The organism is Arthrobacter sp. CAN_A6 (assembly GCF_015751715.1).
Classification (GTDB): domain Bacteria; phylum Actinomycetota; class Actinomycetes; order Actinomycetales; family Micrococcaceae; genus Arthrobacter_D.
In genome coordinates, this window is sequence record NZ_JADOUV010000009.1 from 41,762 (window position 1) to 56,134 (window position 14,373).

13 protein-coding genes are annotated in these 14,373 nt (G+C 67.3%); 7 read left to right on the forward strand and 6 right to left on the reverse strand.

Annotation, left to right across the window (positions count from 1 at the left end):
• The first annotated feature begins 142 nt into the window (after positions 1-142).
• From IWX75_RS14500 to IWX75_RS14510, 3 genes are read left to right on the forward strand one after another with little or no spacing between them, the layout of a single operon-like run.
• Complete coding sequence (locus tag IWX75_RS14500; protein ID WP_196822966.1) at positions 143-799, forward strand: trimeric intracellular cation channel family protein; 657 nt, start codon at positions 143-145, stop codon at positions 797-799.
• Between the two features lie 49 nt (positions 800-848).
• Positions 849-1,274, forward strand: a complete 426-nt coding sequence (locus tag IWX75_RS14505) for a hypothetical protein (protein WP_196822967.1) — start codon at positions 849-851, stop codon at positions 1,272-1,274.
• Entirely contained in the window at positions 1,275-1,745 is a 471-nt protein-coding gene (locus IWX75_RS14510; protein WP_196822968.1) for an HIT family protein, read from the forward strand.
• Between the two features lie 165 nt (positions 1,746-1,910).
• Here IWX75_RS14510 and IWX75_RS14515 read toward each other — a convergent pair whose 3' ends face one another.
• From IWX75_RS14515 to IWX75_RS14530, 4 genes are all read right to left on the reverse strand, one after another.
• On the reverse strand, positions 1,911-2,735 hold the full coding sequence (locus tag IWX75_RS14515; protein WP_196822969.1) for a type IV toxin-antitoxin system AbiEi family antitoxin domain-containing protein: 825 nt from the start codon (positions 2,733-2,735) through the stop codon (positions 1,911-1,913).
• 206 nt (positions 2,736-2,941) lie between these two features.
• Positions 2,942-3,997, reverse strand: a complete 1,056-nt coding sequence (locus IWX75_RS14520; protein ID WP_442858991.1) for a polyprenyl synthetase family protein — start codon at positions 3,995-3,997, stop codon at positions 2,942-2,944.
• A 42-nt stretch (positions 3,998-4,039) separates the two neighbouring features.
• On the reverse strand, positions 4,040-5,356 hold the full coding sequence (locus IWX75_RS14525) for a geranylgeranyl reductase family protein (protein WP_196822971.1): 1,317 nt from the start codon (positions 5,354-5,356) through the stop codon (positions 4,040-4,042).
• Positions 5,357-6,130, reverse strand: coding sequence for a demethylmenaquinone methyltransferase (locus tag IWX75_RS14530; protein WP_196822972.1), 774 nt, complete (start codon positions 6,128-6,130; stop codon positions 5,357-5,359).
• A gap of 113 nt (positions 6,131-6,243) precedes the next feature.
• On the opposite strand from IWX75_RS14530, the gene IWX75_RS14535 reads away from it, so the two are divergent.
• The 4 genes from IWX75_RS14535 to IWX75_RS14550 all read left to right on the forward strand — a co-directional run bounded on the left by IWX75_RS14535 (position 6,244) and on the right by IWX75_RS14550 (position 10,153).
• A complete protein-coding gene (locus IWX75_RS14535; protein ID WP_196822973.1) occupies positions 6,244-7,584 on the forward strand; it encodes an isochorismate synthase in 1,341 nt (446 codons plus the stop codon).
• 129 nt (positions 7,585-7,713) lie between these two features.
• Positions 7,714-8,496: a transporter substrate-binding domain-containing protein gene (locus tag IWX75_RS14540; RefSeq protein WP_196822974.1), complete on the forward strand. Its 783-nt coding sequence runs from the start codon at positions 7,714-7,716 to the stop codon at positions 8,494-8,496.
• A gap of 92 nt (positions 8,497-8,588) precedes the next feature.
• The gene (locus IWX75_RS14545) at positions 8,589-9,374 is read left to right on the forward strand and encodes an amino acid ABC transporter permease (RefSeq protein WP_196822975.1); all 786 of its coding nucleotides are present in this window, start codon (positions 8,589-8,591) and stop codon (positions 9,372-9,374) included.
• Positions 9,375-9,379: 5 nt separating this feature from the next.
• Positions 9,380-10,153, forward strand: a complete 774-nt coding sequence (locus tag IWX75_RS14550; RefSeq protein WP_334684369.1) for an amino acid ABC transporter ATP-binding protein — start codon at positions 9,380-9,382, stop codon at positions 10,151-10,153.
• Here the strand turns inward: IWX75_RS14550 and menD are convergent.
• The gene (menD, locus tag IWX75_RS14555) at positions 10,150-11,991 is read right to left on the reverse strand and encodes a 2-succinyl-5-enolpyruvyl-6-hydroxy-3-cyclohexene-1-carboxylic-acid synthase (RefSeq protein WP_196822976.1); all 1,842 of its coding nucleotides are present in this window, start codon (positions 11,989-11,991) and stop codon (positions 10,150-10,152) included. The two genes, IWX75_RS14550 and menD, sit on opposite strands and share 4 nt — an antisense overlap.
• Before the next feature lie 121 nt (positions 11,992-12,112).
• Positions 12,113-14,269 (reverse strand): PhoX family protein, encoded by a 2,157-nt coding sequence (locus IWX75_RS14560; protein WP_196822977.1) that lies wholly within the window; start codon positions 14,267-14,269, stop codon positions 12,113-12,115.
• Between the last annotated feature and the right edge of the window lie 104 nt (positions 14,270-14,373).

Below are 14,373 nucleotides of genomic sequence, written 5' to 3' on the forward strand. Positions count from 1 at the left end.
ATCCGGACCGAGCTGCGGCCCCTCCCGCCGTCCGCCGCCGAGGAGCTCTCTGTCATGCTGGACGTTGCACAAAGCCTCTTCGCGCTACCGGCCCGCGCCCGGAATGCTCCGCCGGCGGCCGCCCTTCCCAGGTAAGGACTTCATGGATACCGCAGCCCAGATAGCCCTGATCCTCGATCTCCTCGGGGTGTTCTTCTTCGCTGTGTCCGGTTCTCTGCTGGCCGTCCGCAAGGGATTCGACCTCGTGGGTTCGCTGCTCCTTGCCTCACTTGCGGGCCTCGGAGGCGGCGTGGCGCGCGACGTCATCATCGACACCCCTCCCGCTGCGTTCAACGATCCCACCTACCTCCTGCCGCCCCTGCTCGCCACTGTGCTCGTCTACTTCGTCTTCTCGCGGGTGGAGCGTGGTCGGCGGGTCCTGGTGATCTTCGACGCCGCAGGCCTTGCCCTCTTCTGCATCACCGGCACGCTCAAGGCCCTCACCTTCGGACTGAATCCCGTTGCTGCAGTGCTGCTGGGCGTCACCACGGCGGTGGGCGGCGGTCTGCTGCGCGACGTCGTCGCCAACGAGGTTCCGCAGCTGTTCGATCCACGCGACATCTACGCGCTGCCCGCGATGCTCGGTGGCGTCGTCGTCACCGTACTGGTGGCCCACGGCTGGTTCAACCTCCTGTCCGGAACGGCCGCGGCATCCATGGTCTTCTCGCTGCGTGTCCTGGCCTGGCGGTACGGCTGGCATGCACCCCTGGCGGCACGCGCGTGGACGCCGCGGCGCACCCGGAAAGGTAAGAGCGCCTGACCGCGGCCGGTTACGATTGAGGCATCCCCACCCCCCACCTGGAGTAACCGTGACTGAACTGTTTCTGGACAAATTTCGAGCCCTGGTTCCCTCCTATTTCGAGGACGAGTGGGTTGAGGAGGACGGACTCTCTCCGGCAGAACTCGAGGAGATGATGCAGGGCAAGGACTTCGAGCTGCCCCTCGCGCTGCGCGAGTTCTACCTTGCCGTCGGCGCGACGGAAGACATCATGGAGGCCTTCCACTTTTTCTGGGATCCCGACGAGCTGGAGATCGAGGACGGCTTCCTCCTCTTCCTCGAGGACGAGGAAGAACTTTACACCTGGGGCATGAAAGCGGACCAGCTCTCCGTCCCGGACCCGATCGTGTGGCGCCGCAACAACGCGCGCGGAGAATGGAAGTCCGAGGACGGCACGTTCAGCGAGTACGTCCTCGACCTGTTCGAGTGGGTGTTCGAGGACACGGAGGAGAACTGAGTGAGCGGATTCTTCCACCACGCCCCCGAGGGGTATCAGTGCCCCTTCTGCGACCTTGCCCGCGGCAACTTCGCCAATCCACGGAACCTCTGCCGCCCGGGCGACGTCGTGTATGCGGATGAGCTCGTCCTCGCCTTCATCGCCTCCCACGGCTTCGAGCCCAACCCGGGGCACGTGCTCGTCATACCGCGCAGCCATGTCGAACTGCTCTACGAACTGCCCGACGACGTTGCTGCCCGCGTCATGACGGTCACTCGCGATGTCGCCGTGGCGATCAAGCGTGCGTGGGAGCCCGACGGGGTGTCGACCCGACAGCATAACGAGCCCGCAGGCAGCCAGCACGTCTGGCATTATCACCAGCACGTCCTGCCGCGCTGGCACGACGACGGCTTCTACTTCACGCCGAAGCGCCCCGTCGTGGATCCGGAGATCCGGGCGCGGAAGGCGCTGGAGCTGAAGGAGTTCCTTTAGGTCCGGCGTCTGGTCCTGCCCACCTTTCAGCGGGCTCAGCGCGCGTCGCGGGGAGACACGCCGCACCACATGTGCCGCCATTGCCGCCGTCGACGGCATGTCGCGGGGAGACACGCCGCGCCTGCGCGGCCTTTCCCCCGCAATGACGGCAGAACCCGTGCAGCCTCACCGCACCGGGCGCCCGCCGAGTACCTGGGCGACCTGCGCCAGGAGCTCATCGGGGAAGAACATCACGTCCTCGTAGCAGAAGCGCAGCACCAGGTAGCCGCTGATGACCGTGGAGTTGTTGCGCTTCCGGTCCCGTCGGAGGGCCCTGCGGTCGGAGTGGAAGGCGGCACCGTCGATCTCGATCACGAGAAATCCCTCGACGAGGAAGTCCACCCGCCCCACGCCGGGAAGGTACACCTGCGGTTCCACCTGCCAGCCCGCGTCCTCGAGCAGCAGCCGGGCGACCACCTCGATGGCCGAATCGGCGCTCGTCCCGGCCCGGTCGAGTGCCGTCCGCGCCCGACCGTTGCGGTTTCCCGGCAGGCGGTCCCTCACGAACTGCGGGATTGTGTCTCCTCTTCTCAGCGCAGACTCGACCATCGGGATCGACTCCCACTGCGGGCGGCACTGCAGCGTGTGCACCAACACGTCCACCAAACCCACCATCGGGAGCACCGGATGGGTCGGAACGCTGCGGCCTCGATGGTTGACTGCGTTCCCGGCTCCGACATTGATGCGGCTCAAATGTACCGCCGCCGGTTCCTCGAGAGTCCACAACCCATAGTGTGCAGCAGCGGAAATGCAGGTGAGAAGCCCGCCCGCGACCACTGCAGCGCTGAAGTCCTCTGGTGCATCTGGCAGGCCCAAAACACCAGGACGCAGCCGAAGGATGCTCCCGTCCGCGACGGCCCGGGCCAACGCCCTCGCCCCGACTCCCCTCCCCAGGAGGTCCTGCGTCCGGGCGACCGATCCCATGCTGCGCAGCACGCGCACGACTTCCATGGGGACAGCGAACAGCACCCGGCGGGACCGTGGGGTCGGCGCCGCCGCTATGTGCGCAATTCGCCGCACGACATTTCACGTCAATGCCCGGCTTCAATGCGTGTCGGAGGGGGACACGCCGTCAAAAGCGGCCACCGGCCCGCAAAGGCGGCAATTGTCATGCGCCCACCACATCAAGCCAGCGCCAGGAAGCCAGCGCCGGAGGACTAGACTTCCCGGCTGACCACTGCCTGCGCGAAGCTGGCGAGCGCCCGCTTCACCACGCTGTCCGGTAACGGATCCAGGGCCGCGACGGCGTCGTCGGCCCAGCGCTGCGCGAAGGCCCACGCTTCCTGCGTCTGGGGGTGCGAGCGCACGGCGGACACGGCCTTCTCCAATGCGGCATCGGACGTGAGGTCGGCGTCGACCAGGGCGATCACCTCGGCCGCCGAGGCATCACCGGCGGCCGCGGCCCGCCGCAGGAGGATGACCGGCAGGGTGGGCACGGCCTCGCGCAGATCGGTTCCCGGCGCCTTGCCGGACTTCACCTTGAGGCCGGTGACGTCGATGACGTCGTCGGCGAGCTGGAACGCTACCCCCACCTTCTCGCCATAGGCCACCATCACGTCGATGACCTCGCGCGGCGTGTCGGCGAACAACGCCCCGAGCTGGCCCGATGCCGCCACCAGAGAGCCGGTCTTGTCGGCGATCACCGAGAGATAGTGCTCGAGGGCATCCTCGTCCTCGCCCGGTCCCACGGTCTCGTGCAGCTGCCCCAGGCACAGCCGTTCGAACGTGCGCGCCTGAATGCCCAGCGCTTCCCCGCCGAGCTCGGACACGAGAATGGACGCACGCGCAAAGATGAGGTCGCCCGTCAGGATCGCCACGGAGTTGCCCCACACCTCGTGGGCCGTCGGTGCGCCGCGGCGGTAGGGAGCGGAGTCCATGACGTCGTCGTGGTAGAGCGTGGCGAGGTGGGTCAGCTCGACGACGACGGCGGCCTGCACCACCTCCGGGCGGGTCGGGTTGCCGAGGTGGGAAGCAAGGATGGTCAACAGCGGGCGGATCCGCTTGCCCCCGGCTTCGACCAGGTGACGGCTCGTGGCATCGGCCAGTGGGTCGGAGTTCGAGATCGCCCCACGCAGCTGCTTCTCGACCTCGGTGAGGCAGGAAGCCACGGCCGGACCGAGTTCGGGATCTTCGGCGATCAGCGCGAACCCGGGTGGCAGGCTCGAGGAATCGTCGAGCCCTCCGGCGGTGTCCAGCGCACTGTCGGCACCCACGCCGGTCCAGCTGGAGGGAAAGGATTTCGTCACCGTATAAGACTAACCACGTGGCGCGGCAGATTGCGCACGGAGAGCAGCCGTGACGGAGGGCTGGTTGGTGGTGGGCGGAACCAGCGCCTCGAGCAGATGGATGACGCGGTCCTCGAAGCCGCGCCCACCGGTATCGGTGAGGTTCGCCAGCATCCGCACGACGAAGCGCATCAGGACGGGAACCGGCATTCCGGTGCGCAGCGCCAGCGACAGGATGGCCGGCTTTCCGATGAGGTGGGCGAAGATGCTGCCCAGGGTGAAGTGGCTTCCCCACTGCGCACGGATGTAGGGCGCATACCCCGAAAGCACCTGGTCCCGCCCGAGCGGGGAGCGCACCCGTTGCGACCGCTCGATGAACTCGGCGGCGTAGCGGGCCGACTCCATCGCATAGGAGATGCCCTCGCCGTTGAAGGGGGACACCATTCCGCCTGCGTCACCGAGCAGCAGGAGCCCAGGGCTGTAGTGCGGTGTCCGGTTGAAGCCCATGGGCAGCGCCGCACCGCGGATCTCGCCCACCTGGTTCTCGGGCGTGAATCCCCAGTCGGCGGGCATGCCGGCGGTCCAGTCGCGCAGCACCTGCTTGTAGTCGAGCTTGCCGAACTTCGCGGAGGAATTCAGGATGCCGAGGCCCACGTTGGAGGTGCCATCGCCCACCCCGAATACCCAGCCGTAGCCGGGCAGCGGACGCCCGGTGGCATCCGGGAGCTCGAGCCAGCCCTCCATCCAGTCGTCGTCGTGCCGGGGGCTGGTGAAGTAGGTGCGCACGGCGACTCCGAGGGGGCGGTCGTCCCGCTTGGCCATCCCGAGGCTCACCGCGGTCCGGGTGGAATTGCCGTCGGCGGCCAGCACGACGTCGGCGCTGAAGGTGCGCGATTCACCGGTCTTCCGCCCGTCGGCATCCAGCAGGTTCACCGACACACCCGTCACGCGGCCGGCGTCGTTGCGCACCGCAGCGGAAACGGAATGCCCCTCGAGGATGACTGCGCCTGCCTGCTGGGCGTGACGTGCAAGGGCTTCATCGAACCCGAGGCGGGTGCGCACGAGCCCGTAGTCCGGGAAGTCGCTGAGCTCGGGCCACGGAACCTCGACCGTCCGGGTGCCGGCCTTGAGGCGGAGGCCCTTGTTGCGGCGCCAGCCGTCGCTTTCATCGTGGGGCAGCCCCAGAAGCTGGATTTCGCGGACGGCGCGGGGGGTGAGTCCGTCTCCACACACCTTCTCGCGCGGGAAGTGCGTCTTTTCAAGGACTGTCACCTCGATGCCGGCGCTGGCCAAGTAGAAGGCAGCGGTCGAGCCCGCGGGGCCCGCGCCGATGATGAGGACCGACATTCAGTTTGCCGCCCGCGTGCTGCGTCGGCGCAGCCGCGCCGAGCCGCTGGCCACCGTCGGCCTGGCGGCACGCGGTGCCGCGCCCGGCTTGACGGCCCGGTGCACGGCCACGATGCCGCCGTTGAGGTTGCGGTACGCCACATCGGCCCAGCCGCTTCCGGAGATTTCCGTCGCGAGCTCGTCCTGGTTGGGCCAGGCGCGGATCGATTCGGCGAGATAGACGTAGGCCGCCGGGTTGGAACTGACCTTCGTGGCGATCGCCGGCAGGGCACGCATCAGGTACTCGGTGTACAGGGTGCGCCACAGCGCAACGGTGGGCTGCGAGAACTCGGCGATCACCAGGGTTCCCCCGGGCTTCGTCACACGCAGCATTTCCGCGAGGGCCCTGTGCGGCTCGTTGACGTTGCGCAGCCCGAAGGAGATGGTGCTCGCGTCGAAGGAATCGTCGGCAAAGGGTAGGTTCGTCGCATCGCCGGCCACGAAGTTGATGTCCGGCCGCCGACGCTTCCCCACGGTGAGCATCCCCAGGGAGAAATCGCACGCGACGACGTCGATCCCCGCGTCAGCATACGGTTCGCTCGAGGTGCCCGTGCCGGCGGCGAGATCGAGGACGCGCTGTCCCGGCCGGGCATCCACCGCATCGACGACGATCCGACGCCAGCGGTGCGCCTGGCCCACGGACAGGACATCGTTGACGATGTCGTACTTCGGTGCGACGTCGTCGAACATGGCTGCTACTTCGTCGGGCCGCTTCTCCAGTGATGCACGTTTCACCTGCCCATTGTCTCAAACAAATGCCCGCCGCCCGACCGCTGCGGAAGGCTCGCACACCGGGCCCCCCGACGCCGGATCGGGCTCCTCCCTCACCGGAGTAGGCTTGAGGCACCATGAGCAATCCGTCCCTGACAGCACCCGCGCCCGACCGCGTGCGCACCGGCGGACTTCGAAGCATCACCCTTTCGAGGGGACCCATTGAACCGAATACCGGGCTGCTCGACTACGTAGTACGCAACGATGTCCACACCTGGATACGGCGGGGCGGCGGCCTCGTCGCCTATGGGGAGACCGCGCGGTTCACCGGCGCCGGGCCGGGCCGTTTCGCCGAGGCACAGAGCTGGTGGCGCGGTCAGCTGGCAACTGCCGACGTCGTCAATCCACTCCGGCAGTCGGGCACGGGGCTCATCGCCTTCGGCTCCTTCGCGTTCTCGAAGACATCGGCGTACGAGTCCCGGCTGATCGTTCCGGAAATCGTGGTGGGCTGCTCCGACGGCTCCAGCTGGCTGACCTACATCACCAGCGACGCCAAAGCGGAGGTGACCCCCGAAGCAGCGGAAGCGGTGCTCGCGGCATACCTCGACGACGTCGCCCCCGAACGCGCACCCCACCCCGGGGACCGTCTGGCCCCGGGGATCCTCAGTGAGGGTGAGTACATGGTGGCGGTGGCCGAGGGTGTCCGGCATGTCCAGGCCGGGGAGCTGAGCAAACTGGTTCTCGCCCGTGACGTCGTCGCCGAACTCGGCGCTCCCATCGCCACGGCCCAGGTGCTCCGTGAGCTGGCCGTGCGGTACGAGGACTGCTGGACCTACTCGGTGGACGGGCTCATCGGTTCCACCCCCGAGATGCTGATCAAGGTCGAGAACAGCACAGCCCGGGCCCGCGTGCTGGCCGGCACTCTCGACCGGGCGAACGCGCCCGCCGGCGACCCGGACTACCCGCAGCGCGTTCTGGCCGGCTCCGACAAGCAGCTGCACGAACACTCGATCGCGATCGACTCCCTCACTCGGCAGCTCGAGCCCTTCACCAGCTCCATGACCTCGCACAGCGAGCCGTTCGTCCTCCAGCTGCCCAACGTCTGGCACCTCGCCTCGGATGTGACTGCACAGCTGACCGTCGACGGCGAAGGGCAGGTACCGACGTCGCTGGCGCTGGTCGATGCCCTCCATCCGACCGCAGCAGTGTGCGGCACCCCGACGACGGTGGCGGGCGCCCTGATCCGGGAGCTCGAGCACCTCGAGCGCGGACCCTATGCGGGCCCGGTGGGATGGATGGATGCCGAGGGCAACGGCGAGTGGGGCATTGCCCTGCGCGGAGCAGTCGTGGAAAGCCCCACCCGAATACGCCTGTACGCAGGCTGCGGAATCGTTGAGGGATCACAGCCTGAAGCGGAGCTGGCCGAGACCTGGAGCAAGTTCCGCCCCATGATCCAGGCCCTCGGTCTGGCCGGCTGACCCGCCCTGGGTTGGTTACCAATAGGCAATGCCTGTAGCCTGTGATGCACATCTCAAATCGCAGTAGAATCGATCCGGCTCCCTGGAGTCCCCCTCTCCGTCCGCTTTCCCGTCCAATCGAGGTATCCCATGATTTTGAAGAAGAATGCACTGCTGGCCGCGCTGGCCACCGGAACGCTGGCACTGACCGCCTGTGGCGGCTCCGATGAGCCCGCCGCGGAAGGCGGACTGAACCTCGTGTCCGAGGGCAACCTCACCGTCTGCTCCGACATCCCCTACCCTCCCTTCGAGTTCGAGGAGAACGGCGAGTACACCGGCTTCGATATCGACCTCATGAGGGAGATCGCCACCGGCATGGACCTCGAACTCTCGGTCCAGGATGTCGGATTCGATGGCCTCCAGAGCGGCGCGACGATCGCCGCCGGACAGTGTGACATCGGCGCGAGTGCCATGACCATCACCCCCGAGCGTGAAGCGAACCTCGCCTTCTCGGAGCCGTACTACGACTCGCTGCAGTCGCTGCTGGTTCCCGAGGGCTCCGACGTAGCAAGCCTCGAGGACCTCGCGGGCATGTCGGTAGGAGTCCAGCAGGGCACCACCGGTGAAACCTACACACGTGAGAACGTACCCGCCGACACCGAGGTGGTTGCCTTCCCGAGCGATGCCGAGATGTACGCGGCCGTGCAGGCAGGCAACGTCGATGCCCTCCTCCAGGACCTGCCGGTCAACCTCGGACACACCGAGGACGGTGCCTTCACCATCGCGGAGGAATACGAGACCGATGAGCAGTACGGCTTCGCCATGGCCAAGGAGGGCAGCGAAGAGCTGGTTGCAGCAGTCAACGAGCAGCTGACCGCGATCCGCGACAGCGGCAAGTACCAGGAAATCTACGACACCTACTTCACGGAGTAACCAACAGCTCAAGCCCCGCGGCCGCCGGCGCGAAGAACACCGCGCCGGCGGCCGCGGGAGCTGCAACCTCCTGAAGGAAGGTAAACCCCAGCGTGAAACGCTCAACACGCAGACGCCTCATCCAGGGCGCGCTCTACGCGGTGTTCGCCGCCCTCGTCCTCGCGATCATCGTCGCGGCCGACTGGCAGGCAATCCGCACCAATTTCTTCGACATCGAGGTGGCCGCTGCCGCCTTCCCCGAGATCATCACGATCGCCGCGAAGAACACCATCCTCTACACGGCGATCGCCTTCGCGGGAGGGCTCCTCCTCGGCCTGATCTTCGCCCTGATGAAGCTTTCCCCGGTACTCCCCTACCGCTGGCTCGCCACCGCGTACATCGAACTGTTCCGCGGTCTCCCAGCGCTGCTGGTCATTTTCGCCTTCGCCTTCGCCGTACCCATCGCGTTCCAGTGGCGGCCTCCCGGCGGCAGTGCCGGTGCCGGCCTGATCGCGCTGATCATCGTGTCCTCGGCCTACATCGCGGAGACCATCCGTGCGGGCATCGAGGCAGTGCCCAAGGGCCAGGTCGAAGCAGCACGATCGCTGGGCATGAATCCGGCGTGGACTATGGTTTCCGTGGTCCTCCCCCAGGCCTTCCGGATCATCACTCCCCCGCTGACCAACGAGCTCGTGATCCTTATCAAGGACACCTCACTCCTGTTCATCGCGGGAATGGCCCTGGGCGACCGCGAGCTGACCACCTTCGCCAGGGACTCACTGACGAGCCAGGCGAACGCGACGCCGCTGGTCCTCGCCGCGCTGATGTACCTCGTCATCACGCTGCCGCTCACGCAGCTCGTGGCCAAGCTCGAACGACACAACAAGAGAGGCCGGTGATAGCGGTGGCTGGTTCAACAGCTGCTGCCTCGGCAGCACCCCCTGCGGGCGTACCCGCCATCGAGGTACGCCAACTGTGCAAGAGCTTCGGTACCAACGAGGTCCTCAAGGGCATCGACTTCCACGTGGACCAGGGCGAGGTGGTGTGCGTGATCGGCCCGTCCGGCTCCGGCAAATCCACGCTCCTGCGCTGCGTGAACCGGCTCGAGGAACCCACTACGGGAACCATCATCGTGGAGGGCATGGACATCACCGACGGCGAGACGGACCTCGACAAGGTGCGCACGCGGATCGGCATGGTCTTCCAGCAGTTCAACCTCTTCCCGCATCTCAACGTGCTGCAGAACCTCACCCTCGCGCAGCGCCGCGCCAAAGGCCGCGGCAAGAAGGAAGCAGAGGAGGTGGCCCGGCGCAACCTCGCCAAGGTCGGCCTGGCGGAGAAGGCCGATGCCTTCCCTGCGCAGCTCTCGGGAGGTCAGCAGCAGCGCGTCGCGATAGCCCGCGCGTTGTCGATGGACCCGGACATGATGCTGTTCGACGAGCCGACCAGCGCGCTCGATCCCGAACTCGTGGGCGATGTCCTCGAGGTCATGAAGCAGCTTGCCCGTGAGGGTATGACCATGATGGTGGTCACCCATGAGATGGGCTTCGCCCGCGAGGTGGGCGACCGCGTGGTGTTCATGGACGGCGGAGTGGTGGTGGAGCAGGGCAAGCCCGAGGACGTCCTGGGAAACCCGCAGCACGAACGCACCAAGGGTTTCCTCTCGAAGGTGCTCTAGGGAAGGTCCACCGCGCCGGCAACAGCCTGCCGGATCCGGGCGTGCAGGTCCCGGAGGCTACTGCGGCCGGAGCGGATCTCGACGATGGAGCGGCCCTCGATGGGCCGCTCCATTGCTGCGTCAAGGCCTTCAAGGGACGGAACGCGCTCATAGCGGAGCCCGTAGGCGGCAGCGACGGCCGCGAGGTCCACCGTCTGGGGCGTACCGAACAGACGCTCGACGGCGGCTCCGTACCGCGCCGTCGTCGTCTCGGCTCCGTGCTCCAGCAGGCCGAAAATGCCGCCGCCGCCGTCATTGAGCACCACGATCTGCAGGTCCGGCTGTGGTTCTCCAGCCCCGATCAGCAGGCCTCCGACGTCGTGGAGGAATGTCAGGTCCCCCACCAGCAACCGGGTGGGGATGCCGCGGGCCAGCGCCACTCCCGTGGCAGTGGAAATTGTGCCATCGATCCCGGCAAGGCCGCGGTTCGCGAAAACGTCGAGCGGATGCCAGTCCGTCGGTGCCACCAGGTCGAGGTCGCGGATGGGATTCGAGGACCCGATCACCAGGTTGCCGTCGGTGTTCTCCCACACGGCGTCAGCGACGTGCAACCCGTTGAGTGCCGTCTCCCCCGCCAGCAGGTTCTGGATTGCCGCCTCCGCTGCCGCCCCGTTCTTCCGCCAGGAGTCCAGCCAGCTGTTGGCGCCGCGGCCGGCAAATCGAAGCAGTTCCGGCAGGTTGTCGATGATGCGCTCGTGCCGCCTGCCCTCCTCGAACCACGCGACCGGTGCGGGAAGATACAGTGCCTGCTCGACGTCGTGGCGGGCCAGCAGGGCTGCCACCGGGCGCGACAGGGTGGGACGCCCGAAGACGACCACCTTCGTGATGGAGCCGGCGGCATGCTCGAGCAGCAGCCGGTACGGCGCGATGGCGCTGCTGCCGAAGCGTGCGTTGGAGGACGGCTCGGCGAACAGCGGGAGCCGAAGGTGGGCGGCGAAGACGGCGGCCAGCTCACCGGCGCCGTGCCCGGCGACCACCACCGTGGTTGCGCCCTCCGGTAGCTCGCGAGGACTCAAGGCAGTGGCAGGGGTAGGGGCAGTGGCAGGGGCGGATGTTCCGGCCCTGCCCCCGGGCGGCGCGAGGGCGGCAATCGCGGTGGGTTCCAGGGTGTCGGCCGATGCATGCCCCCCAGCGGTCGTACCATCGGTCGCGCCGACACCGACTGATTCCGGCTCGTGTCCTATCGCAAGTCCCGTTGCAAGTCCTGCTACTGGCTCCGGCGAACCCGCCGGAGGCAGCGCATCGGCCGGTCCCGGCACCAGCGGATCACGGAACGCAAGGTTGAGGTGCACGGGACCTGCCGACCCTGCGCTGCCGCCGGCTCTCGCCAGCGCCTGGACCACGGAGGGCACAGGGTCAGTTCCCGCGGGAACATCGGCCGAGAACCGGACATGGATCCCGAACAAGCCGGGCTGCACCGTCGTCTGGTTGGCCCCGGTTCCCCGCAGCTCCTCCGGCCGGTCGGCGGACAGCACGAGGAGCGGAACCGCCGCGTGGTTCGCCTCCATGACGGCAGGCATGAGTTCTCCCACGGCCGTGCCCGACGTCGTCATCACTGCCACTGGACGCTGCGCCCCCAGTGCAAGACCGAGAGCCGTGAATCCCGCCACACGCTCGTCGATACGCACGTGCAGCCGGAGTGCGTTGCCCGCTTCCGCGAGCGCGTAGGCGAGCGGAGCGCTCCGAGAACCGGGGGCGACGACGACGTCGCGCACCCCTCCGGAGATCAATGCCGCGACGAAGCGCCGTGCCGCTTCGATGGCACTGAGGGATCCGCTGGTGCTGGGGGAATTGCTCACGCCTCCATCCTCACACCGATCACCGATCACCGATCACCGATCACCGACCACCGACCACCGAACAGCAGGACGCACTACCGGTCAGTCCCGGTGGTGCGTCCTGCTATGCCCTGCGGGTCGGTTATTTACCGTCGCGCCCACCGCGGTCGTCGTCGTTGCGTGGCCTTCCGTGCCCGCGCCCGCGACCGCGGCCCGAGTGGTCCTCGCTGCGTCCCTCGGCGCCGCGGTACACCTGGACCACCGAAGGCCTGGGGAGGGCGCCTTCACCCTTGCGGGGGAACTGGCCCACCGGGACGTAGTCGGGGAAGAGGGACACCTGGTTCTCCCATTCGCCGTCCTCGCCCGGGTGCTGGACGGCAACGAAGACGCTGCCGTCGGCGTCGTGGATGATCGGCCCGCAGGTCTCGCCATCACGGGGAACGGCGAGGAACTGCTCCACCCTGCCGCGCTCGGCGCCTTCGAGTCCTACCTTGAACAGGCCGTCGCAGTAGCCGATAGTGCCCGGCTGCCCGTCCGTGGAGATCCACAGGTTGCCCGCCGAGTCGAAGGCCAGGTTGTCAGGGCAGGAGATCGGCGAAACCAACTCGACGGGGTAGCCGCTGAAATAGGTGCTGGGATTCTTGGCGGGATCGCCGCACACCATCAGCAGGTTCCAGGTGAAGCGCAGGGCCGTTGCATCCCCGCCGTTCTCGATCATCTCCACCACGTGTCCATCGCGGTTGACCGTGCGGGGATTCGACTCGTCGGCTGCCGCGTTCGCTCCGGTACCCCGATTGGTGTTGTTGGTGCAGGCGACGTAGACCCTGCCCGTGGCGGGGTTCGGCTCGACGTCCTCGCACCGGTCCATTTTGGTGGGACCCATCTTGTCCGCCGCCAGCCGCGTGAAAACGGCGACCTCGGCGGCGCTCATGCCGTCCACGGCCGACTCGTTGTCGATGAGCAGCGGCAGCCACTCCCCGACTCCGTCGAACGCACCGTCCGAGGGCACCGCTCCGGAGCCATCGATCTCAGCAGCGGAGTTTCCCTGGAACCGCGCTACGTACAGCGAGCCTTCGGAGAGCAGCGCCATGTTGGCACGGCGGGCCTCGGGGGTGGTCCCGGGCTGCATCACGTTCTTCGACACGAACTTGTAGAGGTAGTCGAAGCGCTCGTCGTCGCCGGAGTAGGCCACCACCCGGCCGTCGGGGGCCACCGAGATGTTGGCGCCCTCGTGCTTGAAACGGCCGAGCGCCGAGTGCTTGCGGGGCGTGCTCGCGGGGTCGAAGGGGTCCACTTCGACGATGTAGCCGAAGCGGTGCTTCTCGTTCTCGTAGCCGGGGGTGCGGGTGTCGAAGCGGGCCTCGTCCGCTTCCCAGTTGCGGGCGGTCGGCTGGCTCGTCAGGCCGTAGCGCCGGTCGCCGTCGCTGGTTCCCGCGCTGACGAAGTAGCCGTTGAAGTTCTCCTCACCCGACAGGATGGTCCCCCAGGGCGTGGTCCCACCGGCACAGTTGCCGAGCGTACCGAGGATGGTGCGTCCCGTTGGATCATCGATCGTCTTCACGAGTTCGGACCCGGCTGCCGGTCCCGTCAGCTCGTACGGTGTGGTGGTGAGGTACCTGCGGTTCAGCGGCGCGCCCTGGATGTAGCTCCACGGCTTGCTGGTGTTCTTGCGCTCCAGTTCGACGACGGACAGGCCGTGCGCTGCCTTCCCGATGCCCCGCACTTCCGGTGCAGGCGTGGTGGGAGGCACCATGATGTTCTCGTTGGTGTACTCGTGGTTGGCGAAAAGCACCGCGCGCCGGCCCTTGGTGCCGGGCAGCTCGAGAATGTCGGTGTAGTCGCAGTTGTAGCCGAACTGGAGGGACTGGGCCGCGGCGGTCTGCGCATCGGCGTCGAATACCGGCGAGTTCCGGAAGAGGGGATCACCCCAGCGGATCACCGGCTTCCAGCCGAAACCTTCCGGGACGGTCATGCTGTCCACCATCGCGTCCACCGGAGCGATGGGGGTGAAGGACAGCCTGCTCGTGGCTGCCCTGCCGCCCTGGTTCGACACTGCCTGGGCAACCCCGGTGCCGGTGTTCGTGCCGACGAGCAGCGTGAGTGCGCCGGCCGCTCCCACTCCGAGCATGTTGCGGCGCGAGAACTCACGCGAAACGATGTCCCGGAAGTAGTCGTTGTCGGTGCTGTTGCAGACCGCGGCCGAGCAGGCGTTGTCGCATTTCAGGGCACAGGTTACCGCGCTGCGCTTTCCTTTGGTGTGGCCGAGCATGGGCAACAGGCGGCGCTTGGTTTCACTCATGGGGTGCCTTCCAGATAACGAACGGGCGTTCGACAGAAGACTGGCAAGGGAATTGAACGATCGCGGTACCGGTTGCTGAACGCACGGTGAACGCAGGCCCAATA